General features: G+C 45.2%; 23 protein-coding genes and 1 pseudogene. 12 read left to right on the forward strand and 12 right to left on the reverse strand.

Annotation, left to right across the window (positions count from 1 at the left end; genetic code table 11):
* Positions 1-380 precede the first annotated feature (380 nt).
* A complete protein-coding gene (locus NXS09_RS00390) occupies positions 381-1,058 on the forward strand; it encodes a YiaD family glycine zipper/OmpA-like lipoprotein (protein ID WP_259290592.1) in 678 nt (225 codons plus the stop codon).
* Here the strand turns inward: NXS09_RS00390 and NXS09_RS00395 are convergent.
* Positions 1,015-1,674, reverse strand: a complete 660-nt coding sequence (locus tag NXS09_RS00395) for a cation efflux transmembrane domain-containing protein (protein WP_259290593.1) — start codon at positions 1,672-1,674, stop codon at positions 1,015-1,017. The two genes, NXS09_RS00390 and NXS09_RS00395, sit on opposite strands and share 44 nt — an antisense overlap.
* Positions 1,675-1,741: 67 nt before the next feature.
* Here NXS09_RS00395 and NXS09_RS00400 point away from each other — a divergent pair, with 67 nt between their 5' ends.
* From NXS09_RS00400 to NXS09_RS00410, 3 genes are all read left to right on the forward strand, one after another.
* Positions 1,742-2,140, forward strand: coding sequence for a MerR family transcriptional regulator (locus NXS09_RS00400; RefSeq protein ID WP_259290594.1), 399 nt, complete (start codon positions 1,742-1,744; stop codon positions 2,138-2,140).
* A 258-nt stretch (positions 2,141-2,398) separates the two neighbouring features.
* Entirely contained in the window at positions 2,399-4,075 is a 1,677-nt protein-coding gene (locus NXS09_RS00405; RefSeq protein ID WP_259290595.1) for a formate--tetrahydrofolate ligase, read from the forward strand.
* Positions 4,076-4,367: 292 nt separating this feature from the next.
* On the forward strand, positions 4,368-5,273 hold the full coding sequence (locus tag NXS09_RS00410; RefSeq protein WP_259290596.1) for a patatin-like phospholipase family protein: 906 nt from the start codon (positions 4,368-4,370) through the stop codon (positions 5,271-5,273).
* Positions 5,274-5,699: 426 nt separating this feature from the next.
* Here the strand turns inward: NXS09_RS00410 and ccoP are convergent.
* From ccoP to ccoN, 4 genes and pseudogenes are all read right to left on the reverse strand, one after another.
* Positions 5,700-6,767, reverse strand: a pseudogene (gene ccoP, locus NXS09_RS00415) (cytochrome-c oxidase, cbb3-type subunit III); the annotation flags it as partial.
* Positions 6,768-6,800: 33 nt separating this feature from the next.
* Positions 6,801-6,968: a cbb3-type cytochrome oxidase subunit 3 gene (locus tag NXS09_RS00420; RefSeq protein ID WP_259290597.1), complete on the reverse strand. Its 168-nt coding sequence runs from the start codon at positions 6,966-6,968 to the stop codon at positions 6,801-6,803.
* A 4-nt stretch (positions 6,969-6,972) separates the two neighbouring features.
* Positions 6,973-7,584: a cytochrome-c oxidase, cbb3-type subunit II gene (ccoO, locus tag NXS09_RS00425; protein ID WP_259290598.1), complete on the reverse strand. Its 612-nt coding sequence runs from the start codon at positions 7,582-7,584 to the stop codon at positions 6,973-6,975.
* A 27-nt stretch (positions 7,585-7,611) separates the two neighbouring features.
* Positions 7,612-9,048 (reverse strand): cytochrome-c oxidase, cbb3-type subunit I, encoded by a 1,437-nt coding sequence (gene ccoN, locus NXS09_RS00430; protein WP_259290599.1) that lies wholly within the window; start codon positions 9,046-9,048, stop codon positions 7,612-7,614.
* A 321-nt stretch (positions 9,049-9,369) separates the two neighbouring features.
* On the opposite strand from ccoN, the gene NXS09_RS00435 reads away from it, so the two are divergent.
* The 3 genes from NXS09_RS00435 to NXS09_RS00445 all read left to right on the forward strand — a co-directional run bounded on the left by NXS09_RS00435 (position 9,370) and on the right by NXS09_RS00445 (position 12,786).
* Positions 9,370-11,124: a M61 family metallopeptidase gene (locus NXS09_RS00435; RefSeq protein ID WP_259290600.1), complete on the forward strand. Its 1,755-nt coding sequence runs from the start codon at positions 9,370-9,372 to the stop codon at positions 11,122-11,124.
* Between the two features lie 494 nt (positions 11,125-11,618).
* Positions 11,619-12,272 carry a YoaK family protein gene (locus tag NXS09_RS00440; protein WP_259290601.1) on the forward strand — a complete coding sequence of 218 codons (654 nt, stop codon included), beginning with the start codon at positions 11,619-11,621 and terminating at the stop codon, positions 12,270-12,272.
* A gap of 76 nt (positions 12,273-12,348) precedes the next feature.
* Positions 12,349-12,786: a TIGR01244 family sulfur transferase gene (locus NXS09_RS00445; protein WP_259290602.1), complete on the forward strand. Its 438-nt coding sequence runs from the start codon at positions 12,349-12,351 to the stop codon at positions 12,784-12,786.
* Between the two features lie 83 nt (positions 12,787-12,869).
* On the opposite strand, the gene iscX is transcribed toward NXS09_RS00445, so the two are convergent.
* The 7 genes from iscX to NXS09_RS00480 all read right to left on the reverse strand — a co-directional run bounded on the left by iscX (position 12,870) and on the right by NXS09_RS00480 (position 17,363).
* The gene (iscX, locus tag NXS09_RS00450) at positions 12,870-13,064 is read right to left on the reverse strand and encodes a Fe-S cluster assembly protein IscX (protein ID WP_259290603.1); all 195 of its coding nucleotides are present in this window, start codon (positions 13,062-13,064) and stop codon (positions 12,870-12,872) included.
* Positions 13,065-13,123: 59 nt separating this feature from the next.
* Positions 13,124-13,465 (reverse strand): ISC system 2Fe-2S type ferredoxin, encoded by a 342-nt coding sequence (gene fdx / locus NXS09_RS00455; RefSeq protein ID WP_259290604.1) that lies wholly within the window; start codon positions 13,463-13,465, stop codon positions 13,124-13,126.
* Between the two features lie 217 nt (positions 13,466-13,682).
* Positions 13,683-15,545: a Fe-S protein assembly chaperone HscA gene (gene hscA, locus NXS09_RS00460; protein ID WP_259290605.1), complete on the reverse strand. Its 1,863-nt coding sequence runs from the start codon at positions 15,543-15,545 to the stop codon at positions 13,683-13,685.
* A gap of 150 nt (positions 15,546-15,695) precedes the next feature.
* The gene (locus tag NXS09_RS00465) at positions 15,696-16,256 is read right to left on the reverse strand and encodes an ATP-binding protein (protein WP_259290606.1); all 561 of its coding nucleotides are present in this window, start codon (positions 16,254-16,256) and stop codon (positions 15,696-15,698) included.
* 101 nt (positions 16,257-16,357) lie between these two features.
* Positions 16,358-16,687, reverse strand: coding sequence for a phage tail protein (locus tag NXS09_RS00470; RefSeq protein ID WP_259290607.1), 330 nt, complete (start codon positions 16,685-16,687; stop codon positions 16,358-16,360).
* Between the two features lie 224 nt (positions 16,688-16,911).
* Positions 16,912-17,031, reverse strand: a complete 120-nt coding sequence (locus tag NXS09_RS00475) for a GpE family phage tail protein (RefSeq protein ID WP_259290608.1) — start codon at positions 17,029-17,031, stop codon at positions 16,912-16,914.
* Positions 17,032-17,075: 44 nt separating this feature from the next.
* Entirely contained in the window at positions 17,076-17,363 is a 288-nt protein-coding gene (locus tag NXS09_RS00480) for a phage tail assembly protein (protein ID WP_259290938.1), read from the reverse strand.
* Between the two features lie 100 nt (positions 17,364-17,463).
* On the opposite strand from NXS09_RS00480, the gene NXS09_RS00485 reads away from it, so the two are divergent.
* The 5 genes from NXS09_RS00485 (at position 17,464) to NXS09_RS00505 (ending at position 22,333) form a co-directional block, all read left to right on the forward strand.
* Entirely contained in the window at positions 17,464-18,294 is an 831-nt protein-coding gene (locus NXS09_RS00485) for an amino acid ABC transporter substrate-binding protein (protein WP_259290609.1), read from the forward strand.
* Between the two features lie 22 nt (positions 18,295-18,316).
* Positions 18,317-19,000, forward strand: a complete 684-nt coding sequence (locus NXS09_RS00490) for an amino acid ABC transporter permease (RefSeq protein ID WP_289623041.1) — start codon at positions 18,317-18,319, stop codon at positions 18,998-19,000.
* 9 nt (positions 19,001-19,009) lie between these two features.
* Positions 19,010-19,783, forward strand: coding sequence for an amino acid ABC transporter ATP-binding protein (locus tag NXS09_RS00495; RefSeq protein ID WP_259290611.1), 774 nt, complete (start codon positions 19,010-19,012; stop codon positions 19,781-19,783).
* Positions 19,784-19,969: 186 nt separating this feature from the next.
* On the forward strand, positions 19,970-20,599 hold the full coding sequence (nth, locus tag NXS09_RS00500) for an endonuclease III (protein WP_151052480.1): 630 nt from the start codon (positions 19,970-19,972) through the stop codon (positions 20,597-20,599).
* A 240-nt stretch (positions 20,600-20,839) separates the two neighbouring features.
* A complete protein-coding gene (locus NXS09_RS00505) occupies positions 20,840-22,333 on the forward strand; it encodes a DegQ family serine endoprotease (protein ID WP_259290612.1) in 1,494 nt (497 codons plus the stop codon).
* Positions 22,334-22,421: the final 88 nt, after the last annotated feature.

Genomic DNA, 22,421 nt, shown 5'->3' on the forward strand with positions numbered 1-22,421 from the left:
TAGTCCGGCGGGTAGTCAAGTGTGTTGCTATCTTGCTTGATTAGGTTCAAATGGTGATAGATTTTTGTAGTGCGCAACGGAATAATGTGTATTTTTACAAGATATATTGAATAATTATGCAGATAGGTAAGTAGATTTTGTCTCATAAAAGAGACGGTTTTTTGATTTAGATGGCTAGAATATTGATTAAAAAGTCAGTGTATAGGGCTGGTTTTGTAATATCAAGTTAAGTAAACTCTTATTTCTGACAATATTCTATATAGTAAAAAGATATTTATTTAAATAGTATATTTAATGGGGTTGGTATTGGAAAATATCCATTCCCCAATGCTTGCAAGACAGAAAGTCTGCAATGTTTTATTTGTTTTGAAAGGAAACTCATGAAGATGTTAAAACCCTTAACCGTATTGGCTACTGCTTCGGCGTTGGTATTGGCCGGATGTGTAACCGATCCTGCTACCGGCCAACAAAGAGCCAGTAAAACGGCTATGTACGGATTAGGCGGTGCGGCTACCTGCGGTATTATCGGTGCCTTGGTGAATGGTAGCAAAGGTGCGCGTAATTCCGCTTTGGTGTGTGGCGCGATTGGTGCCGGCGTAGGCGGTTATATGGATTACCAAGAGAAAAAACTGCGTGAAAGCTTGGCTAATACAGATGTGGAAGTAGAGCGTAGTGGTAATCAAATCAAATTGGTGATGCCTGAGAGTGTGACTTTTGCCACCAACAGCTCTGCTTTGAGCGGCAATGCCATTGATGCTTTGAGTAAAGCTTCTGAAACATTGGTGCAATACAACGATACGACGCTGACTATTGCCGGTCATACCGATAATACCGGTTCTGATGCCATCAATGAGCCATTGTCACGCCGTCGTGCGCAAGCGGTTGCAGATTATCTGCACCAAAGAGGTGTGGCCGCTTCACGTTTGAGCACTGTTGGTTATGGTTCGCGTCAGCCTGTGGCTGGTAATGATACTTGGGAAGGCCGCGCGAAAAACCGCCGTGTTGAGATTTTGATCAATCCGGATCAAAATGCCGTTCGTGCTGCGCAACAAGGCTGATTTTAGGCAGTGCCGATAATTCTGTATTCGCGTGGCGTATAATTTGTACAGCCGCCTGTAGTGCCAAGATTGCCATGGTAATGGCGACCAGTAAATCCGGCCATGATGATTGGGTGAGCTGAACAGCGAAGGCGGCTGCTACAACCATTATATTGCCGATGGCATCGTTGCGCGAACATAGCCAGACGCTACGGCGGTTGCTGTCGCCATTGCGGAAGGTAAACAACAGAGCGGCAACAATAATATTCGCTATTAAGGCGATAATACCGACTATCCCCATATCGTGATGATTGGGGATATTTCCATACCAAAAATGGTATAGCGTGGAAGCCAGTACCCACAAGCCGAACCCGCCCATGGTATAACCTTTTATCCATGATGCTTTGGCTCGGATATGCAATGTTTTCGCTACCACAAAAAGGCTGATGCCGTAATTGGCGGCGTCACCGAAAAAATCAAGCGAGTCGGCCAATAATGAAACCGAACCGGCTTTAATGCCCATAATGATTTCAACTGCAAACATTAAGGCATTGATGAAGAGTGCTATCCAGAGAATATTACGGTAGCGGCCATTATCGGCGGTTTCCGTAAGGCAGCAATGATGTGTACAGGCCATGATCTATCCTTCAAAACAGAATGAGTGTTAAACTGTAAAGCCTGTAGTTGCTACAAGGTCAAGGCATATGACGACATTGCGCACCATCAGCCAACTGAGTAAAGCCAGTGGCGTGAGTACGGAGACCATACGGTACTATGAGAAAATCAATCTGTTGTTGCCTGTACGGCGGTTGGCTAACGGCTACCGTCAATTCGACGATGCGGCGTTGGCGCGTTTGATATTTATTAAAACGTGCCGTTCGCTTGATTTTGCTTTGGAAGATATCCGCGTTTTACTGACATTGCAAAATGAGCCGCAGGCATCCTGTGATATTGCCGATACCATAGTGAACCGTTATTTACAGACGGTGCGTGAGAAAATTACGGCATTACAGCAAGTGGAATCTTTTTTACAGGGTATTGCCGATTGTCGGGAGCAGGTGGTTACCGATTGTAAAGTGATTAGGACGTTGCAACAGTCTTAATATGAATCGGAGTATGATTATATTTGCAGATTTTATATTCATTTTATTTATGTCATATCTCGGATTAAACGGGTTCTAATTTATTTATTTAAGATGGGGCCGTCTGAAAAAAATTTCAGACGGCCCCATCTTTGTATATCAGATTAAAAATTATCTGAATCCAGCTTATAAAAGATAATGATAATTAATCACCTATATTAGACTGGTTGCTTTACTATATAATACTGCCATTGACCACCCTCTAAATAGGAAGCCATGATGAGCTACAAAACGGATGCGGAAATCGCCCAATCTTCCACTATGCGCCCTATTGGCGAAGTTGCTGCCAAACTAGGCTTGAATACGGATCAGTTTGAACCATACGGTAAGTATAAAGCCAAAATCAATCCGGCCGATGCTTTCGCTCTGCCGAAAAAGCAAGGCTGTTTGATTTTGGTAACGGCTATTAACCCGACACCTGCAGGTGAGGGAAAAACCACGGTCACCATCGGTTTGGCCGATGGGCTCAATCATATCGGCAAGCAGGCTGTTATTGCATTGCGCGAGCCTTCTCTCGGCCCGGTGTTCGGTATTAAGGGCGGTGCGGCTGGCGGCGGCTATGCCCAAGTATTGCCGATGGAAGATATCAATCTACACTTTACCGGTGATTTTCATGCCATCGGTGCGGCCAATAACTTATTGGCCGCCATGCTTGATAACCATATTTATCAGGGCAATGAACTGAATATCGATCCTAAACGCGTATTATGGCGCCGTGTTGTGGATATGAACGACCGCCAATTGCGTAATATTATCAATGGTATCGGCAAACCTACCGACGGTGTGATGCGGCCGGACGGTTTTGATATTACCGTGGCTTCCGAAGTGATGGCGGTATTTTGTTTGGCCAATGATTTGGCCGATTTGAAAACCCGTTTGGGCAATATTCTCGTTGCCTATGCCAAAGACGGAAGCCCTGTTTACGCCCGTGATTTAAAAGCCAATGGTGCGATGGCAGCCTTGCTGAAAGATGCGATTAAGCCGAATTTGGTGCAAACCATTGAAGGTACGCCTGCATTGGTACACGGTGGGCCGTTTGCCAATATCGCACACGGTTGTAATTCCGTGCTTGCTACCCGTGTTGCCCGCCATCTTGGTGATTATACCGTTACCGAAGCCGGTTTCGGTGCCGATTTGGGGGCGGAAAAGTTCTGTGATATTAAATGCCGTTTGGCCGACATTAAGCCGGATGCCGCTGTGGTTGTTGCAACTGTTCGTGCATTGAAATACAACGGCGGTGTGGAACGTGCAAACTTAGGGGAAGAAAATGTAGCCGCTTTGGCAAAAGGGCTGCCTAATCTGCTGAAACATATCAGTAACCTGAAAAACGTATTCGGCTTGCCTGTTGTGGTGGCGCTGAACCGTTTTGTGTCGGATAGCGATGCCGAATTGGCTATGATTCAGACGGCTTGCGCGGAACATGGGGTTGAAGTATCGCTTACGGAAGTATGGGGTAAGGGCGGTGCCGGTGGTGCGGATTTGGCTGAGAAAGTTGTTAAGGCGATTGAAAGCGGGGAAAATCATTTCCAATTTGCTTACAATACCGACTTGAGTATTCAGGAAAAAATCCGTGCGATTGCTCAGAAAATCTATGGTGCCGATGATGTAGACTTCAGTGCCGAAGCATTGGCCGAGATAGCCTCTCTTGAAAAGCTGAATTTGGATAAAATGCCTGTGTGTATGGCGAAAACCCAATATTCGTTGAGTGATAATGCCAAACTATTAGGCAGACCCGAAGGCTTCCGTATTACCGTGCGCGGTATTACCGTATCTGCCGGTGCCGGTTTTATTGTGGCATTATGCGGCAATATGATGAAAATGCCCGGTTTGCCGAAAGTTCCGTCTGCAGAAAAAATTGATGTGGATGCGGATGGTGTGATTCAAGGGTTGTTTTAAAATAAGTATTTTATAATAGTTGATTTAGGCCGTCTGAAATATTCAGACGGCTTTGTGTTAGAGATATTTCATCATTTTTAATTTCTTTACTGTAGTGTTCGTGAAAAACCATTAGAATATCCGGCAATTATTTTTGGCCGAGGCCATATTGATTTCATGGGTATGATAAAAAAATTAAGCCGCATGATTTAAAACTTCATCTGAATTCAAGTTGATTACTGTGAGTTGGTAAAAGTAATCGTTCAATATGCTGATATCCAAGTAGTAAAACTTTCATTAGGTAAATAAGACTATGACAATAAATAAACGTTATACCCGTCGCGCAGTATTGGCCGCGTCTGTTTTTATCTTAGCGGCTTGTGGAACCACTTCTCAACCTGTTTCAAAAGTACCGACCGTACAACAAAAGCCGCAAGCGGTGGTCGGCTTGGCATTGGGGGGCGGGGCATCGAAAGGATTTGCCCATATTGGTGTGTTAAAAGTATTGAAAGCCAATAATATTCCGGTCAATGTGGTTACCGGAACCAGTGCCGGTTCGATTGTCGGCAGTTTATACGCCAGCGGTATGTCGCCTGATCGCTTGGAATTGGAAGCGGAAATTTTAGGAAAAACCGATTTGGTGGATTTAACCCTGTCTACGACCGGCTTCATTAAAGGGCAAAAACTACAAGATTACATTAACCGCAAAGTGAACCACCGCCCGATTCAGTCGTTACCGATAAAATTCGCTGCGGTGGCAACCGATTTGGATAGTGGCCGTATGGTGACGTTTAATAGGGGGAATACCGGACAGGCTGTACGGGCATCGGTGAGCATTCCGAATGTTTTCCAGCCGGCGGTTATCGGTGGTAAACGTTATGTTGATGGTGGTTTATCGGCACCGGTTCCGGTAACGGCGGCAAAAAATTTGGGTGCCAATTTTGTGATTGCGGTTGATATTTCGGCCAAGCCGGCAAAACTGAGTAATGCAGGTTTCTTTTCTTATCTTGATCAAAGTTTGAATATTATGAGCACGGCAGCCTTGCAGCGTGAATTAGGTAATGCTGATGTGGTCATTAAACCACAAGTACAACATTTAGGATCAGTCGGTGGTTTTGATCAGAAAACCGAAGCCATTAAGTTGGGAGAACAAGCAGCTTTAGCGGCATTGCCGGAAATCAAGCGTAAATTATCGGCATATCGTTATACGGCCCGATAAAAAGAAAATAGAATCGTTGTTTATCCTATAAATTATTGTTTTAAAGGTATAAGGGCCGTCTGAAGTTAAACTGCACCCCCAAAAGTTGGATATATCCAACCCATTAAGGTGCAGTTTAACTTCAGGCGGCCTTATATATATTAAGCAAAATTAATATTAATGGATTTAGAAATATTAGAGAGAAGTTGGCTGTTTGCCGATAAATAATCATGGAGTAGGAAGTAAAACTATTTATGTGAATACTGATTTTATTGGTTGCCGGACATAAAAAACCGCACCTTACAAAAAATTGTAAGGTGCGGGTGATGGGTTGGTTTGTTATGAAATGTGTTGGAAAGGTTGGCTGTATTTTCTATATGGAAAAAGAACCTTTATTGCACATTTCAAACGTTTTGGATAAACAACTTATTAATTGGATGCTGCATTATCAGTATCGGCAGCAGACGCAGTGGGTTGTTCCGTAGCAGATGCAGCAGGTTGTTCAGCAGCAGATGCAGCCGATTGTTCAGGTGCGGATACTGCTTGTGCCGGAGCTTGCGTACCACTCACCTGTTGAGCCTGTGCCTGACCATTTGCATTGGAAAGACCCCATACATAGGCTGTCATAATATGAAGTTTGTCATCATCCAAGAAGTTTTCCCAAGTAGGCATCTGGCTATGACGACCGTTGGTAATGGTTTCGATAATGGCTCTTTGCGTACCGCCCCATAACCAAACGTTATCGGTTAGATTCGGACCTAAACCTTGGATGCCTTGTCCGTTTTCACCGTGGCAGGTGAAACAGTTTGCAGGGCCGCCGTGGAAGAGAATATCACCACGTTTTGCACGCTCTTCGTCATATTGGTCTTTGTTTTTAGATAAAGACATCACATAGTTGGCAACATCTTTTACGCGTTCCTCACCTAATGAAGGACCCCAAGCGGCCATAGTGGCAACACGGCCTTTTTGAATGGTTTCTCTAATTTTTTCAGGTTCGCCACCCCATAACCAGTCGTTGTCGGTTAGGTTTGGGAAGCCTCGCGAGCCTTTTGCATCGGAACCGTGGCATTGGATACAGTAAGTGTCAAATAGGTTTTTACCGATTTCTCTGGCTTGCGGATCTTGTGCTACTTGCTCAATGGACATATCGGCAAATTTTGCATACAGTTTGCCATATTGTTCGTTGGCTTCTTCAACTTCTCTGTCGTATTGATTATGGCTGGTCCAGTTCAAATAGCCTTTGTAGTCGCCTAGACCGGGGTAAAGAAACAGATAGCCTATACCGAATAACCAAGCACCGACATAAAGCCAAAACCACCAGCGGGGTAGGGGGTTATTATATTCTTCAATACCGTCCCATGAGTGTCCCATGGTTTTGACATCTTCACCTTTAGGCGGCGCTTTGACTTTATTTTGTGAAAGTAACAGCCAAGCCAAACCGATAAAGCTGAGTAGAACAATAACGGCAATGTATATGTTCCAGAAATTACTGGTAAATTGGGAAGTTGTGTTCATTATATATATGCTCCGTTATCACGGCCAACCGGGTTAATGCCCGCTTTTATCGTTATCAGGGGTATCGTTGTCTTGCATAATGCTGTTGGCAGCATCATCGTAATTGCGCTTGTTTCGTTTGTTTAAAACGATAAAGAGAACCAGCATAAAACTGATAAATACCCAAACAGTGAAAAGCGAGCGAGCCCAGTTGAGATCCATGATGTTACCTTACGTTTTTCAGTGCTAAGCCCAAGCTTTGCAGATAAGCAATTACAGCATCAAGTTCTGATTTATCAGTTAACTCTTGCGGCGCTTGTTCAATCTCTTCATCGCTGTAAGGTGTGCCAACCGCACGTAAAGCTTTCATGTGGGTTACTGTTGCATCTGCATCGACTTTATTACGAGCCAGCCAAGGAAAGGCGGGCATATTGGATTCCGGCACGACGTCACGCGGATTCAGAAGGTGGATGCGGTGCCATTCATCGGAATAGCGTCCGCCCACGCGTGCCAAATCCGGACCGGTACGTTTGGAACCCCATTGGAACGGATGGTCATAAACAGACTCGCCGGCAACGGAGTAATGACCATAACGTTCTGTTTCGGCACGGAACGGACGGATCATTTGTGAGTGGCAGTTATAGCAGCCTTCACGTATAAAGATATCGCGACCGGCGACTTGTAGTGCCGAATAAGGTTTTACGCCTTTTATCGGCTCCGTTACCGCTTTAGTAAAAAATAGCGGCACAACTTCAATCAGAAGTCCGAAGCTGATTACCAAGAAGGTGAAGATAATCAATACGCCGACTTTTTCTTCGGCTAATTGTTGCAATTTCATTTTGGTAGCCTGTCTTTCTTATATATTTTAGTGGTGTTGTGCTTGAGAAACGGCAGGAATTTCGGCATCCACCGGTTTACCACTGATAGCAGTACGGTAAACGTTATAGGCCATAATAAACATACCGCTCAGGTATAATAGGCCGCCTGAAAAACGAATCATATAAAAAGGCATACTGCGTTTTACAGATTCTACGAAAGAGTAGGTTAGTGTGCCGTCATCGTTTAATGCACCCCACATCAAGCCTTGCATCACCCCGGAAATCCACATAGAAGAGATATAAAGGACAACACCGACTGTGGCAATCCAGAAATGCACTTCAATCAATTTGATGCTATGCATTTCTTTACGGCCGAACAGGCGCGGGATCAGGTAATAAATCGAACCGATGGTCACAAAACCCACCCAGCCTAGCGCGCCGGAGTGTACATGGCCTACCGTCCAATCGGTATAGTGGCTTAAGGCGTTGACGGTTTTGATGGACATCATTGGGCCTTCAAAGGTAGACATACCGTAGAAGGAAAGGGAAACCACCAAGAATTTCAAAATCGGGTCGGTGCGCAATTTGTGCCATGCGCCGGACAGTGTCATGATGCCGTTAATCATGCCGCCCCAAGAAGGTGCGAACAGAATCAGCGACAATACCATACCCAATGATTGTGTCCAGTCGGGCAGGGCGGTGTAGTGCAGATGGTGAGGACCTGCCCACATATAGGTGAAGATCAGTGCCCAGAAATGGACAACGGATAAGCGGTAAGAATAAACCGGACGACCTGCTTGCTTGGGAACGAAGTAATACATCATGCCCAAGAAAGCGGCAGTCAGGAAGAAACCGACCGCGTTGTGTCCGTACCACCATTGAACCATGGCATCAATTGCACCGGAGTAAACCGGATAAGATTTCATCACACCGGCAGGGATACTGATATTGTTGACGATATGTAGAAGGGCAACGGCCAAAATAAACGCACCATAGAACCAGTTGGCAACATAGATGTGTTTGACTTTACGGGTGGCAATCGTACCGAAGAATACGACGGCATAAGCAACCCATATTACGGCAATCAGAATATCAATCGGCCATTCCAACTCGGCATATTCTTTACCTTGGGTATAGCCCAAAGGTAGAGTAATGGCGGCCAGAACAATCACTAGCTGCCAGCCCCAGAAGGTAAATGCCGGAAGGAATTTACCACCGAAAAGACGGACGTTGCAGGTGCGTTGGACAACATAATAAGATGTGGCAAACAAACCGCAGCCGCCGAAAGCGAAAATCACGGCATTGGTATGCAGCGGCCGGATTCGTCCAAAGTGGAACCAGGGTCCGATATCTGAAAGATTAAGCATAGGAGCGAACAGTTGTCCGGCAGCGATAACGCCGACCAACATACCCACAATGCCCCAAACTACAGTCATGATGGCAAATTGACGCACCACTTTGTAGTTATAAGTTTGCGTTTCCATAAGGGTCTCCATTAAACATGGCAGTTAACACTTATCGGTTTGCTCCGGCTTGCTTAAATAGACCAAAGATGCACCCGATTTTTCTTAATTTAACACCGCCGGTGAAGTAAAATTACGCAACTAACGGTAGTTTAATCTGTGCATTTTAAATCAAAACCCATACTGAACCAAGTTTAATCGGTAGAAAAATCTTGAAAAACACTCTGGTTCGGTTGCGCAAGGTTATAATGTGTTAGATTATAGATTCATCACATAGTTTTTCTTGATTCAGGTCAAATTTCTTTAAACTCAAATACAGAATTTAACAAAAGAAGGCAATATATGCTTCAGTATCTTATTAAACCCAAATGCTTATCTCATGAGTGGCAGGTGTGTTTAACCCTGCATAACGCGGAAAATGTCCCTTTACAAATTAAGCTGCCTAACTGGGTGCCCGGCAGTTATCTGATTCGTGATTTTTCACGCCATATTGTTGATATTCAGGCAACTTGTAACGATGTTCCCAAATCATTGAAACAGGTTTCGAAAAACTGTTGGGAAACACCGCCCGAGCGCGGCGAATGGCAAATTTACTATACCGTTTATGCGTACGATTTATCTGTGCGGGGCGCTTTTCTAACGTCGGAGCGGGGTTTCTTTGACGGGGCATGTTTATTTTTAAGTGTGGACGGTTTTGAAACACAGCCTCACAAGGTTCTTTTGGATAGCTTGCCGGATGGTTGGACTGTGGCAACCACTATGCCCCAAATCGCACCTAATCGGTTTCAGGCGGCCTCTTATGCCGAATTGATTGATCATCCTGTCGAACTGGGTCGCATTGAAACCTTAACGTTTGAAGCCGGTGGTATTCCCCACCGTATTGCTTTGAGCGGACATTACCAATCTTTTAATCGGGAAAGGCTGGTGCGCGATATTCAAAAAATCTGTTCCAGCCAGTTGGGTATGTTTGCGGGTGCTGCGCCTTTTAAAGAATATTTGTTTTTATTGCATGTCGGCGATGATATTTATGGCGGGCTCGAACATACCAACAGTACGGCGTTGCTGGCCGACCGCAATAGCCTACCTTCTGAAAAAATGGGTGAGGAAGCAGACGATGCTTATATTCAATTGCTCGGTTTGTTCAGCCACGAGTATTTCCATGCTTGGAATGTAAAGTCCATCAAGCCTGAAGCATTTGTGCCTTATCAATTAGACTCGGAAAGTTATACCGAACAGCTATGGGCATTTGAAGGTATTACTTCTTATTATGATGATTTGTTTTTGGTACGCAGCGGTGTGATTCGGCCGCAGCAGTATTTAAATTTATTGGCAAAAAGTATTACCCGTGTTCAACAGGGTTTTGGCCGTCTGAAACAAACTTTGGCCGAATCCAGTTTTACGGCATGGAATAAATTTTATAAGCAAGATGAGAATAGCACCAATGCTATTGTGAGCTATTATCAGAAAGGTGCGTTGGTGGCATTATGTTTGGATTTATTATTGCGCAGCCGTAGCGATGGCAAAACAAGCCTTGATGATGTGATGCGGGCATTGTATCGGAAGTGGTGTGAAAACGGGCAGGGCATTCCGGAAGGTCAATGGCAGGTTTATTGCCGTGAAATAACCGGTTTGGATTTGGATGATTTCTTTCAGACGGCCTTGTATTCTACGAAAGATCTGCCTTTGGTACAGTGTTTATTTGATGCGGGTGTCGCTTTGAATTGGTTGCCGTTGCCCCGCAGTCACGGTGGCGGTTTCGTAACAGAAGCGGCGAAATGTGAGCAGGCTACCGATTTCGGTGCGAAATTTAAACAGACAGAAGACGGTATTGTTCTGACTCATGTTTTAAGCGGCGGAAGCGCGGAGCAGGCGGCGTTATCTCCCAAAGATAAAATCATTGCGCTAAACGGCTTTGCCTGTAAGGACTTTGAAAAGCAATGGCGGTTGCTGTCGGTGGGCGATACCTTGCATATACATTATTTCCGCGACGGTGTATTGCATGAAACGGATTTGACGGTACAAAAAGCAAAACCGGAAACCGCCATGTTAAGTATTGAAAATGAATTTTTATTAAAAGCATGGTTGCAAGTGTCTTGATATTGATATTTTGGATATTAGACGCTATTTATTGAAAAGCAGTATTGGATACAGGCGGCATTTAATTTAAATGTTTGTTTTGATTTGTTTAGGCCGTCTGAAACCAATTTTAGTATTGATTTTTACTTCTATGATTTATTCAAATAAATAAAAGTAAGATTACAGATTGCGGCAAATATTGAGCTTGGCCGCATACTTTATTAAAAAATCGATAGCTGTTGTTTGACAGCTTCAGATACTCACATCGATAAAATATATGGACTCAATCATTTCATGCTGCAGAAAAATGGCACGTCACTATGGGCGGATATTTTTTATCTGCTGTTTCGCGACTCATGCCCCACCATAAATTCTTTTTGTAGAACTAAGTTAATGGATTGGCAATAGGAATGGCTATTTTGTTATGAAGTAAAGCTACCTTTAGCCAAAATACATATTTTTGCCGCTTCTTTTGAATCGGCGTAAACTTTTAACGAATAAAAAGAGGATAAAAGATGGATGTAAAAACTCATGAGCGCCTGGAGTTTGGTATGGTGCTGGCAGCGGCAGCAGGCGGTTTGGATGCATACACATATTTGGTTCACGGCGAAGTCTTTGCCGGGCTTCAGACGGGTAATTTTATTTTGCTGGGGATTCGTTTGGGGCAGGGTAATTGGGATGTGTTGATTAATTATATTATCCCGATTATTGCTTTTTTCTCAGGGGCTTTGATAGCCCGTCATTTACAGACAAAACTCATAAACCGTCCACGATTATGGTTTTTAATTTTTGAAACGGCTTTGTTGCTTTTTGTCGGGTTGTTTTCTCCTGTTTTGCCGCACCTTTTAACAAATGCATTACTTTCGATTGCCGCAGCGATGCAATTGCAGGCATTTACAAAACTCAAAGGCAAACCGTTTACTTCTTTGATGATGACGGGTAATCTGCGTAATCTTTCAACAAATTTTTTTGAAGGTTATATCGATCATGACCCTGACAAAAAAATTGCTTTTCAAGATACTTTGCTCATTTTGGCCAGCTTCGCTTTTGGTGCGTTAGTCAACGGATTTTTTGTAGCTTATTTTGATGAACGAACCATTTTGTTGAGTTTGATTTTTTTAGGTATTGCAATCTTTTTATTACTAAAAGACAAACAAGCTTTTCTATGATATACCTAATAAAAAAGAAAAACGGGGCTTGGTAAGTTTGTTAAATAATATAAGGAATATAAGGAGTATAAACATTATGACTATCCGGCGATTGACCGACAAAATTTATATTGCATCTCAATTAACACATGCCTCGGTAGCGGAAGCAGTGGCACTGGGTATTAAAAGTGTGTTTTGTAACCGCCCGGATGGGGAAGCGGCGGATCAGACCAGTGCCGAGCAGATGAAACAGTGGTTTGCTGAGGCCGGTATTAATCAATTTATTTATCTGCCGGTCACTGCCCCTACGATTAACGCTGAGGTGGCGGCCGAATTCAGATCACATTTGACTGATGCGGAAGTGCCCGTTTTAGCTTATTGTCTGACCGGTACGCGCAGTTCCTTGTTATGGGCATATGGTGCGGTGGCAAATGGTATGGCGGTTGCCGATGCTATGGCTATGGCTCGGAATGCCGGTGTGGATTTGTCTTCTTTTGAAGGCAGATTGCAAGAGGCTGCTGCAAAAGGCGCTTAGTCTTCGTTTGGATAAAAAAGCAACGCAAATAAAACGATATTTGTGTTGCTTTTTTATGTTTTACCGGAGGATAAAAGTCGGTTTTATTCCGCTTCTTCAATCCAGGCCAATTGGACGGCTTCGAGAATGCGCTCGCCGCTGCGTTCGGGATCGTCATCGAAATCGGGTAAGGCCATAATGAGTTCGCGTAATTTGGTAAAACGTATGGTTTTGGGGTCGATATCGGGGTGTGTGTCGTAAAGCTCTTCGGCAATTCGTAAGGTATCGGTCCATTTCATGATTCGGTTCCTTATGGTTGGGTGGCAAAGCCTTTGGAGGAAAGGATTGTCAATAGTGGTTAATGGTGTTCACGCGCATGATTGATGGTGTATTTCGGAATTTCTACCACCAAATCTTCATCGGCCACTTTGGCTTGGCAGCTTAAACGCGATTCGGCTTCTAAGCCCCATGCCTGATCAAGTAAGTCTTCTTCAATTTCAGACGGCTCTTCCAAACTGTCATAGCCTTTTCGCACAATAACGTGGCAGGTGGTGCAGGCGCATGATTTTTCACAAGCATGGTCGATTTCAACGTCGTTATCCAATAAGATATCACAAATGGTTTGGCCTTCGGGGGCATTGTCTATGGTTTTGCCTTCGGGGCAGAGATCGGCGTGTGGGAGTACGGTTATTTTAGGCATGTTATTCCTGTTTGCGGTGTGGCAGGCTTGAGCCGGCCGTTATGGTAAGGTTGGTGTTCAAAATATATAAATGGATTATCCGGGGCGGATTTTATAATTATCGGTATGGTTTCCGATAGTGTTTCATTGCTATCGGTTGTTTTGATCATCTTTATTGTCATCATCATTTACCGTTTTCAGACGGCCTCTTTTTTAATAAAGGCCGTCTGAAACATAATTAAATATCTTCTACTTTTTGGCCGGTTAAAGCACGCTTAATGTTTCTATCCATACGTTTGGCGGCAAAATCATCGGTAGCGTGTCCGAGGTTGGTCACGGCTTGTCGGATTTCGTCGGCATTGCCTGTTTGAATCAGGGTTTCCAGTGTGTTAATGGCCGTCTGAATCGTGTTTAATTCATCTTCATTCAATAGGTCCTTATCCAAAGCCAAAGCGGCTTGAACGGCACCGATAAGCCCTTCGGCTTCAACCGTGGCTTCTGCGCGTGCCCGTGCCGCCATATCTTCGGAAGCATTGGACATACTGTCTTTCAGCATTTGCGTGATGGTTTCGTCGTCTAAGCCGTAAGAAGGCTTCACTTCGATTTGTGCCTGTACGCCGGTTGATTGCTCCCGTGCGGATACGGATAGCAGACCATCTGCATCGACTTGGAAAGTCACCAAAATGCGTGCGGCGCCGGCTGCCATCGGGGGTATGCCGCGTAATGTAAATTTAGCCAGACTGCGGCAGTCGGCAACCAATTCCCGTTCGCCTTGCACCACATGAATGGTCATGGCGGTTTGGCCGTCTTTAAAGGTGGTGAACTCTTGGGCGCGGGCCGTCGGTAAGGTGCTGTTGCGCGGTATCACTTTTTCAGCCAGTCCTCCGTAGGTTTCCAAACCGAGCGAAAGCGGGGTAACGTCTAACAGCAGCCATTCTTCATCGCTTTTATTGCCGGCCAAGATATTGGCCTGCATAGCGGCGCCCAGAGCAACAACCTGATCCGGATTGAGGTTGTTCAGCGGTGTTTGTCCGAAGAAAGTGGCAACGGCTTGTTGTACATGCAGCATGCGGGTGGAACCACCTACCATAATCACGCCTTTCACATCGGCTTTAGTGATGCCTGCATCTTTTAATGCTTGTTTCACCGGCTCGATGGTTTTAGCAACCAATGGCTGGGTAAGGTTATGAAATTCTTGGCGGGTGATGGTGGTGTCAATAGTATGGCCGTCTGAAAGCGTGGCGCGTATGGTGGTGCTGGTTTCTGTGGTGAGGCTTTCTTTGGCTGCGCGAACCAAGCTGATCAATAACTGGCTGTCTTGTTCGTTTAATTGTGATAAATCGTTTTGTTCGAGCAGTTGGCAGAACAGACGGTGATCGAAATCATCGCCGCCGAGTGCGCTGTCGCCGTTGGTGGCTTTGACTTCGAATAAACCTTTTGTCAGTTGTAAAACGGATACGTCAAATGTACCGCCGCCGAGATCGTAAACCACAAACGTACCTTCGGAAGCATTATCTAAACCGTAGGCGATGGCTGCTGCGGTCGGCTCGTTAAGTAGTCGTAATACGTTTAATCCGGCTAATCGCGCTGCATCTTTGGTGGCTTGGCGTTGGGCATCGTCAAAATAAGCGGGTACGGTAATTACTGCGCCGGTTAGTTCGCCGCCGAGGTTTTCTTCGGCACGTTCTTTTAGGGTGCGTAAGATTTCGGCAGATACATCAATCGGTGTTTTAATGCCTTGACGGGTTTGTAGTTCGATAATCCGCTCGCTGCCGCCAAAGCGGTAGGGAAGATAATGACTGTCTTGTTTGATGTCTTCCAGTGTTCGTCCGATAAGGCGCTTGGCTGAACTGATGGTGTTGAGGGGGTCGATTTTTTGGGCTTTGAGTGCGTCGTAGCCGATTTCTATACGGGTATCTTCGCAATAACGTACCACTGAGGGTAGGGTAACGCGGCCTTGTTCGTCGGGAATGCAAACGGCACTGCCGCTTTTTACAGATGCGACGAGGCTATTGGTGGTGCCTAAGTCGATGCCCACTGCCAAGCGGTGTTGGTGCGGGGCGGCAGACATGCCGGGTTCGGCGATTTGCAATAGTGCCATGGTTTGTGCCTTGTGAATTATTTTTAATGGCGCTTATTTTAACAGATTTCTTTTAAATAGTTGAGTGATTTTGTCGGGAATAAAATAAGGCCGTCTGAAAACCGATTTCAGACGGCCTTATTTTATATGGTAAACCAGCCTGTTACCTGATTAAGGCGTTGTTAATTTTTGAAGTAAAGTGGCAACTTGAGTGACTCGGGTGGCCCTATCACCATAGACAGGATGGTAATTTAATCCTTGCTCTTGTAGCCGCTTGATAAAAAATTGCCGCATTTTATCTCGACCATTGGGTAAATCACGCATGCCATCGGCTTGCCATGGTATGCCTTGTTCATCGGTGAGTAGGATTAAGTCATAATGCTGAATTTTGACGGCATCTTCAATGGACGGAGGGCAATCCTGAAAATACCAGTGGGCATAGCTGGCAATTTCAAATAAACCCGTATCACAAAATAAATAATCCTTGGCGTGGGCAATTTGCCGATTTTCTTGATTGATTTGTCCAATGGCAATGGGCAGCAAGTCTTCATATTGGCATACATAGCCTTTGGGTTTGCCCTCAAGATAGGTTCGCATATACTCGCCGCTGTAAACACTGCCAAAATGATGGGCGAGGTCTTTGGCCAGTGTGGTTTTACCGGTGCATTCTGCGCCAAGAATGAGGACTTTATGAATGTGTGTTGTCACTTGTTTGGGTATTAGAGGTGTCATGTCTTAATATTATTTTTAAGAAAAATATACCGAAATGGCAATGAGTAGGGGTTGTTAGTTTGATATCGTTCAAAAAGCCAGCTTGGTTATTGGTGATTGGCTTACTTAAACACGCCCTGAAACTGCCCTTTGATGCCCGCCCACTCGGCCGCATTGGCCTGTTTGGCCACTTGGACACGGTTAAGGGCTTGGTAATCATTTGTAAGCCGTCTGATTGACTCGCCAAGCTTGTCATATTGCTTTTGGAGCGACTTATCAATCCGGGTGCCTTCTAAAAATCCGATGATGTTATTAAGCTCTTTTTGGCGAGCTATAAGGTTGTCAGTAGATGATTTTAGCGTAGTTATGGCTTTGCCGATGTTGCTTAACCCAGCCAACGCACCGCCAGCCACAGCAGTTACGGTTATTACAACACCTAAATCAGTTGCCATATGGTAAAATCCTAAAAAAATTAAAAAGGATGATTATTATGGATACTGGAGCTGCATTAATTGGTTTTACATTCGTCTTCGGCTGCCTAATGATTGGTGGGTTACCATTGTTTTTCTTGGTGCTAGGGCTAATCAGCTTGTGGGTATATTGGTATGTAACAAGACCTTACCCATCATGTGAGGATTAAAAAATCTAGGGCGACCGCCCAAATTACCCTAATCAATTAAAAATTTTTCCCGTAGCCCGCCTTGATTTGGCGGGCTGCCTCTTTTTGGTAAACCAAAAAGTCATCAATAGACAGGTTGTCAATCTCATCCGGCGACCAGCCAAACCACCATGCCATATCCGCGCAAGCCGACAGCAGTTGGCGGTTAAGCTCCGCTCCGCTTATCGGCTTACCCTGTTGGTTACTGCGCTGCTGCGTGAAAAAAAGTCTTGCAAAGCCTTGTAGTCAACCATATCAAACTCGTCCAAGTCCTCCGGCACCAAGCCGGTAATGCGTGCCATCATGGCCGGCTCTTGCTCTGCCTCTGTATTAAGGCCGGATACGGCACGGATATCACCCACTTTAGGGCGGCGTACGGTCAGCTCCGTCAGCATTTTGCCGGTGGCCAATCGTGTTGGGTATTTGATACTAGTTGGTATCTTAACATTTCTAGCAGTTTGATACTTTATTTATATTCATTCAATCTAAGCATACAATCAGGAGTTCTTTGTATTGTGGTTTTGATTAACGTACAATTTAGACTTTTATTACGCTTTCACAGGAAAAACTATGTTAAAAAAATTCGTGTTCGGCAGTATAGCTGCCTTGGTATTGGCCGCATGTGGCAACGATAGTGGTTCGGCTGCATCGGCTAATCAAGCCTCTGCACCGCAAACAGAAGCCGGTTCGCTGTTGTCACGCATTGATAATAAAGGTACGGTAACCGTGGGTACGGAAGGGACTTATGCGCCGTTTACCTATCATGACGAAAGCGGCAAATTGACCGGTTATGATGTGGAAGTGACCCGTGCGGTTGCAGATAAATTAGGGATTCAGGTCGAATTTAAAGAAACCCAGTGGGATGCCATGTTGGCCGGCTTGAAAGCAGGCCGTTTCGATATGGTGGCCAATCAAGTTGGGTTGACCACGCCCGAACGCCGTGCCACATTTGATAAATCGTCGGATTACAGCTATTCCGGCCCGATGGCGGTTTCCCGTGCCGATGATAACCGTATCAAGAGCTTCGCCGATATGAAAGGCTTAACGGCTGCACAAACGTTAAGCAGTAATTATGGTGAAATGGCACAAAAAGCCGAAGCCGAAATTATTCCGGTAGACGGCATGGCGCAGGCATTAACCTTGGTTCAGCAAAAACGTGCCGATTTTACTTTTAACGACTCATTAGCCTTATTGGATTATTTGAAGAAAAACCCGAATTCTGGACTGAAAACAGCATGGACTGCCCCCAGTGATGAAAAAATAGGTTCCGGCTTTGTGGTGAATAAGGGCAATGAAGAGGCTCTGGCTAAAATCAGCAGTGCGGTTGACGAATTGCGAGAAGACGGCACATTGAAACAACTGGGTGAACAATTTTTTGGTGTAGATGTTAGTGTTAAATGATATTTTAACCGCCATTCCGTTTATGACCGAAGCCCGTGCGGTTTTGGTCATAAACGCATTTTGGCCGATGGTGAAAGCGGGATTTCTCTATTCGATACCGCTGGCCGTCGTTTCTTTTATTTGCGGCATCCTGATTGCATTGGGTGTGGCATTGGTGCGGGTTGTGCCGCTATCAGGTTGGGTGCATCGGATATTATTTGCGGTGGTGAAATTTTATGTTTCCGCCATTCGCGGTACCCCTATGCTGGTTCAGTTGATGGTGGTGTTTTACGGTTTGCCTTCTATCGGTATCACACTTGATCCGCTGCCGACTGCCATTATTGGTTTTTCGCTAAATATCGGTGCTTATGCTTCCGAAACCATTCGTGCCGCTATTTTATCGGTACCCAAAGGGCAGTGGGAAGCCGGCTTTTCTATCGGTATGACTTATATGCAGACGTTTCGCCGCATTATTATGCCGCAGGCTTTCCGTGTTGCCGTACCGCCTTTGAGCAATACGTTTATCAGTTTGTTTAAAGACACTTCTTTAGCCTCGGTGGTAACCATTACCGAGCTTTTCCGTGTTGCCCAGCAGATTGCCAATGCCAGCTATGACTTTTTGCCCGTGTATATCGAAGCAGGGATTATTTATTGGGTATTCTGTTTCTTCCTGTTTGTGATGCAGGCCAAACTTGAACAACGGCTCGACCGTCATATTGCCAAGTGAGTATAAGCCATGATTAAAATCCGTAATATTCACAAAGCGTTTGGTGACAATGCTATTTTGCGCGGCATTGATTTGGATATTGAAAAAGGCAGCGTAGTGGTGATACTCGGCCCTTCGGGTTCGGGGAAAACCACTTTTCTACGTTGTTTGAATGCGTTGGAAATTCCGCAGCAGGGCAAACTTGCATTCAGCGGCGATCAGCCTTTGGAAATTGATTTTTCACATAAATTATCAAAAAAAGAGATTCTGGCTTTGCGCCGTAAATCAGGTATGGTTTTCCAGCAATATAATCTGTTTCCTCATAAAACCGCTTTGGAAAATGTCATGGAAGGGCCGGTTGTGGTGCAGGGAAAACCATTAGCCGATGCCAAAAGAGAAGCCGCTGCTTTATTGGAAAAAGTAGGGTTGGCTGATAAGGCCGATCTTTACCCACATCAGCTTTCCGGCGGGCAACAGCAACGAGTCGGTATCGCCCGCGCTTTGGCCATTCAGCCCGATTTAATGTTGTTTGACGAACCGACTTCGGCACTGGATCCCGAATTGGTGCAAGATGTGCTCAATACCATGAAAGAGTTGGCTGATGAGGGCTGGACCATGATGGTGGTCACGCATGAGATTAAATTTGCAATGGAAGTAGCGGATGTGGTTGTGGTGATGGATGGCGGTGTGATTGTTGAAAAAGGCTCGCCGCAAACTTTGTTTCTCAATCCGCAGCATGAACGCACCAAACGCTTTTTACAGCAGATTAATATGCCGCGGCCGGAAGCGGACTATATTATTTGAATCAGGCCGTCTGAAAATATTCGGGCGGCATTGTGGTTGTAGGCAATATTGCTTTATCGCCTTTATCTAATAAGCAGATAATAAAAAGTAATAAAAATAATATTGGTAAAGCGGATAATGTATTTATTTTAAAATACTTAATGCGTTTCTTTACCAACTAACCCGACAAACCAGACCAATTAAATTATGAATAAACATATCCGCCAAGAAATTTTCGAGCGTTTTCGGGCGGCCAACCCTCACCCGACGACCGAATTGAATTATAAAAATCCGTTTGAGTTGCTGATTGCCGTTTTGCTTTCGGCGCAGGCTACCGATGTCGGTGTGAATAAGGCGACGGCCAAACTGTTTCCGGTGGCCGGTACGCCGCAGGCCATGCTGGATTTGGGTTTGGAGGGGGTGATGGAATATACCAAAACCATCGGCCTGTATAAAACCAAGTCCAAACATATTATTGAAACGTGTCGGATTCTGCTTGAAAAATACAATGGCGAAGTACCGGATAACCGTGAAGCATTGGAAGCCTTGCCGGGCGTAGGGCGGAAAACCGCCAATGTGGTGTTGAATACGGCATTCGGCCAATTGGCTATGGCAGTTGATACCCATATTTTTAGAGTATCTAACCGCACCAGAATCGCACCGGGTAAGAATGTGCGTGAGGTTGAAGATAAACTGATGCGGCTGGTGCCGAAAGAATTTTTATTAAATGCCCATCACTGGCTGATTTTGCATGGCCGTTATACCTGTAAGGCTCAGAAGCCGTTATGCGGTCAATGTTTGATTTACGATTTGTGCGAATACCCTGCCAAAAACTGATGGGGTTGTTTAAATGAACAGCTTTTAAAGCTTGAGCTAAATAGGCGATGGGTAACAGCCTGTTAAAAGGTGTATGCCTTTCGGAAAATCATACGCAACCTTGGTGATATTTGTGGGCCATTTCGTAATAAATGGCGAAAAAACTGTTTTATAAATGACCGATTTGTGTATCATTGCTCTTTTCGTTTACAATTCCCCTCGAATTTACCGTTACTATATCTTGATTAAAAGGAAACCGTTGTGAATAAAACCCCCAAATATATTGCCCTGCTGGCTGCCTCTGCTTTGGCGCTAACCGGTTGTGATAAGGTGGAAAGTTTCTTCGGCAAAGACGAACAAGCGCAAACGGATTTGGTGAAAAAAGTAGAAACCAAAACCGATGAAGGCAATGTACAGATGCTGCTGCCCGATTTTACCAAACTGGTGGAGCAAGAAGGGCAGACCGTTGTTAATATTCAGGCGGTTAAAGCACCGAGCAGCAGTCAAGAGAGAGATAACGGCATGGATTTGAATCAGTTTCCTGATAACGATCCTTTTTATGAGTTTTTCAAACGCTTAGTGCCGAATGTGCCGGAAATTCAAGAACAGGAAGAAGAAGCCGAATTGAATTTCGGTTCGGGTTTCATCATTAGTTCCGATGGTTATATTCTGACCAACACCCATGTGGTCGGCGGCATGAGCAATATTAAGGTATTGTTGAACGATAAACGTGAATATACGGCCAAGCTGGTGGGTTCCGACCAGCAGTCCGATGTGGCATTGCTGAAAATCGATGCGCAGGATTTGCCGGTGGTTAAGGTCGGCAATGCCAAAGATTTGAAGCCGGGCGAATGGGTTGCCGCAATCGGCGCGCCGTTCGGATTTGATAACAGTGTGACTGCCGGTATTGTGTCTGCCAAAGGCCGTAGCCTGCCGAATGAAAACTATACGCCGTTTATTCAAACCGACGTTGCCATTAATCCCGGTAATTCGGGCGGGCCGTTGTTTAACCTGAAAGGTCAGGTGGTCGGTATCAATTCGCAGATTTACAGCCGAAGCGGCGGGTTTATGGGTATTTCTTTTGCCATTCCGATTGATGTGGCGATGAATGTGGCAGATCAGTTGAAAGCGACCGGTAAAGTACAGCGTGGCCAACTGGGTGTGATTATTCAGGAAGTGTCTTATGATTTGGCGCAATCGTTCGGTTTGGATAGAGCGTCGGGGGCATTGATTGCCCGCGTATTGCCGGGCAGCCCCGCTTCTAAAGCCGGCTTGCAGGCGGGTGATATCGTCCGCAGCGTGAACGGTGAAGAAGTCCGCCAATCCAGCGATTTGCCGGTGATGGTCGGCGCCATGGCACCGGGTAAGGAAGTGACGCTCGGTATATGGCGCGACGGCCATGAAAGCAATGTGAAAGTCCAGCTTGGCGCCAGCAGTAATGATGAAGAATTTGGTGAAGAAGAAGCATCGGATCCGACAGGTTCTTCCAGTGGCCAGGCTTTCCTGATTGAGAATACCGGCCTGACTATGCAAACACGCATCGGTAATGATAGAAAACGTTTGGTGGTGGTGAAATCGGAAGGTGCTGCCGAACGTGCAGGGATAAGGCGCGGTGATGAGATTCTCGCCGTCAACCAGATGACGGTTGAAGACGAATCCACTTTCCGTAATGCGTTGGCCGGTGCCGGTAAAAATATACCGCTGTTGGTACAACGTGGCGGTTCGACCTTATTTTTTGCTTTAAGACTGCCTTAATTAAGCGTTGATATTCAGACGGCCTGTTGATTGTATCAGGCCGTCTGAATGTTTGATTGATAGTGTTTCCATTTTATTTTTAGGCAAT

It is taken from the genome of Neisseria montereyensis, assembly GCF_024834045.1.
Taxonomy (GTDB): Bacteria; Pseudomonadota; Gammaproteobacteria; order Burkholderiales; family Neisseriaceae; genus Neisseria; species Neisseria montereyensis.

Excerpts from the sequence above, each read along its gene's own strand:
- NXS09_RS00485 (WP_259290609.1), top strand. The coding sequence starts at position 17,464 with ATGTTAAAAAAATTCGTGTTCGGCAGTATAGCTGCCTTGGTATTGGCC.
- NXS09_RS00475 (WP_259290608.1), bottom strand. The coding sequence starts at position 17,031 with ATGGCATGGTGGTTTGGCTGGTCGCCGGATGAGATTGACAACCTGTCT.
- NXS09_RS00410 (WP_259290596.1), top strand. The coding sequence starts at position 4,368 with ATGACAATAAATAAACGTTATACCCGTCGCGCAGTATTGGCCGCGTCT.
- ccoN (WP_259290599.1), bottom strand. The coding sequence starts at position 9,048 with ATGGAAACGCAAACTTATAACTACAAAGTGGTGCGTCAATTTGCCATC.
- ccoO (WP_259290598.1), bottom strand. The coding sequence starts at position 7,584 with ATGAAATTGCAACAATTAGCCGAAGAAAAAGTCGGCGTATTGATTATC.
- NXS09_RS00405 (WP_259290595.1), top strand. The coding sequence starts at position 2,399 with ATGAGCTACAAAACGGATGCGGAAATCGCCCAATCTTCCACTATGCGC.
- nth (WP_151052480.1), top strand. The coding sequence starts at position 19,970 with ATGAATAAACATATCCGCCAAGAAATTTTCGAGCGTTTTCGGGCGGCC.
- NXS09_RS00420 (WP_259290597.1), bottom strand. The coding sequence starts at position 6,968 with ATGGATCTCAACTGGGCTCGCTCGCTTTTCACTGTTTGGGTATTTATC.
- NXS09_RS00400 (WP_259290594.1), top strand. The coding sequence starts at position 1,742 with ATGACGACATTGCGCACCATCAGCCAACTGAGTAAAGCCAGTGGCGTG.
- NXS09_RS00495 (WP_259290611.1), top strand. The coding sequence starts at position 19,010 with ATGATTAAAATCCGTAATATTCACAAAGCGTTTGGTGACAATGCTATT.
- NXS09_RS00435 (WP_259290600.1), top strand. The coding sequence starts at position 9,370 with ATGCTTCAGTATCTTATTAAACCCAAATGCTTATCTCATGAGTGGCAG.
- NXS09_RS00490 (WP_289623041.1), top strand. The coding sequence starts at position 18,317 with ATGACCGAAGCCCGTGCGGTTTTGGTCATAAACGCATTTTGGCCGATG.
- NXS09_RS00465 (WP_259290606.1), bottom strand. The coding sequence starts at position 16,256 with ATGACACCTCTAATACCCAAACAAGTGACAACACACATTCATAAAGTC.
- NXS09_RS00390 (WP_259290592.1), top strand. The coding sequence starts at position 381 with ATGAAGATGTTAAAACCCTTAACCGTATTGGCTACTGCTTCGGCGTTG.
- NXS09_RS00440 (WP_259290601.1), top strand. The coding sequence starts at position 11,619 with ATGGATGTAAAAACTCATGAGCGCCTGGAGTTTGGTATGGTGCTGGCA.
- fdx (WP_259290604.1), bottom strand. The coding sequence starts at position 13,465 with ATGCCTAAAATAACCGTACTCCCACACGCCGATCTCTGCCCCGAAGGC.
- NXS09_RS00395 (WP_259290593.1), bottom strand. The coding sequence starts at position 1,674 with ATGGCCTGTACACATCATTGCTGCCTTACGGAAACCGCCGATAATGGC.
- NXS09_RS00470 (WP_259290607.1), bottom strand. The coding sequence starts at position 16,687 with ATGGCAACTGATTTAGGTGTTGTAATAACCGTAACTGCTGTGGCTGGC.
- iscX (WP_259290603.1), bottom strand. The coding sequence starts at position 13,064 with ATGAAATGGACCGATACCTTACGAATTGCCGAAGAGCTTTACGACACA.
- NXS09_RS00445 (WP_259290602.1), top strand. The coding sequence starts at position 12,349 with ATGACTATCCGGCGATTGACCGACAAAATTTATATTGCATCTCAATTA.
- hscA (WP_259290605.1), bottom strand. The coding sequence starts at position 15,545 with ATGGCACTATTGCAAATCGCCGAACCCGGCATGTCTGCCGCCCCGCAC.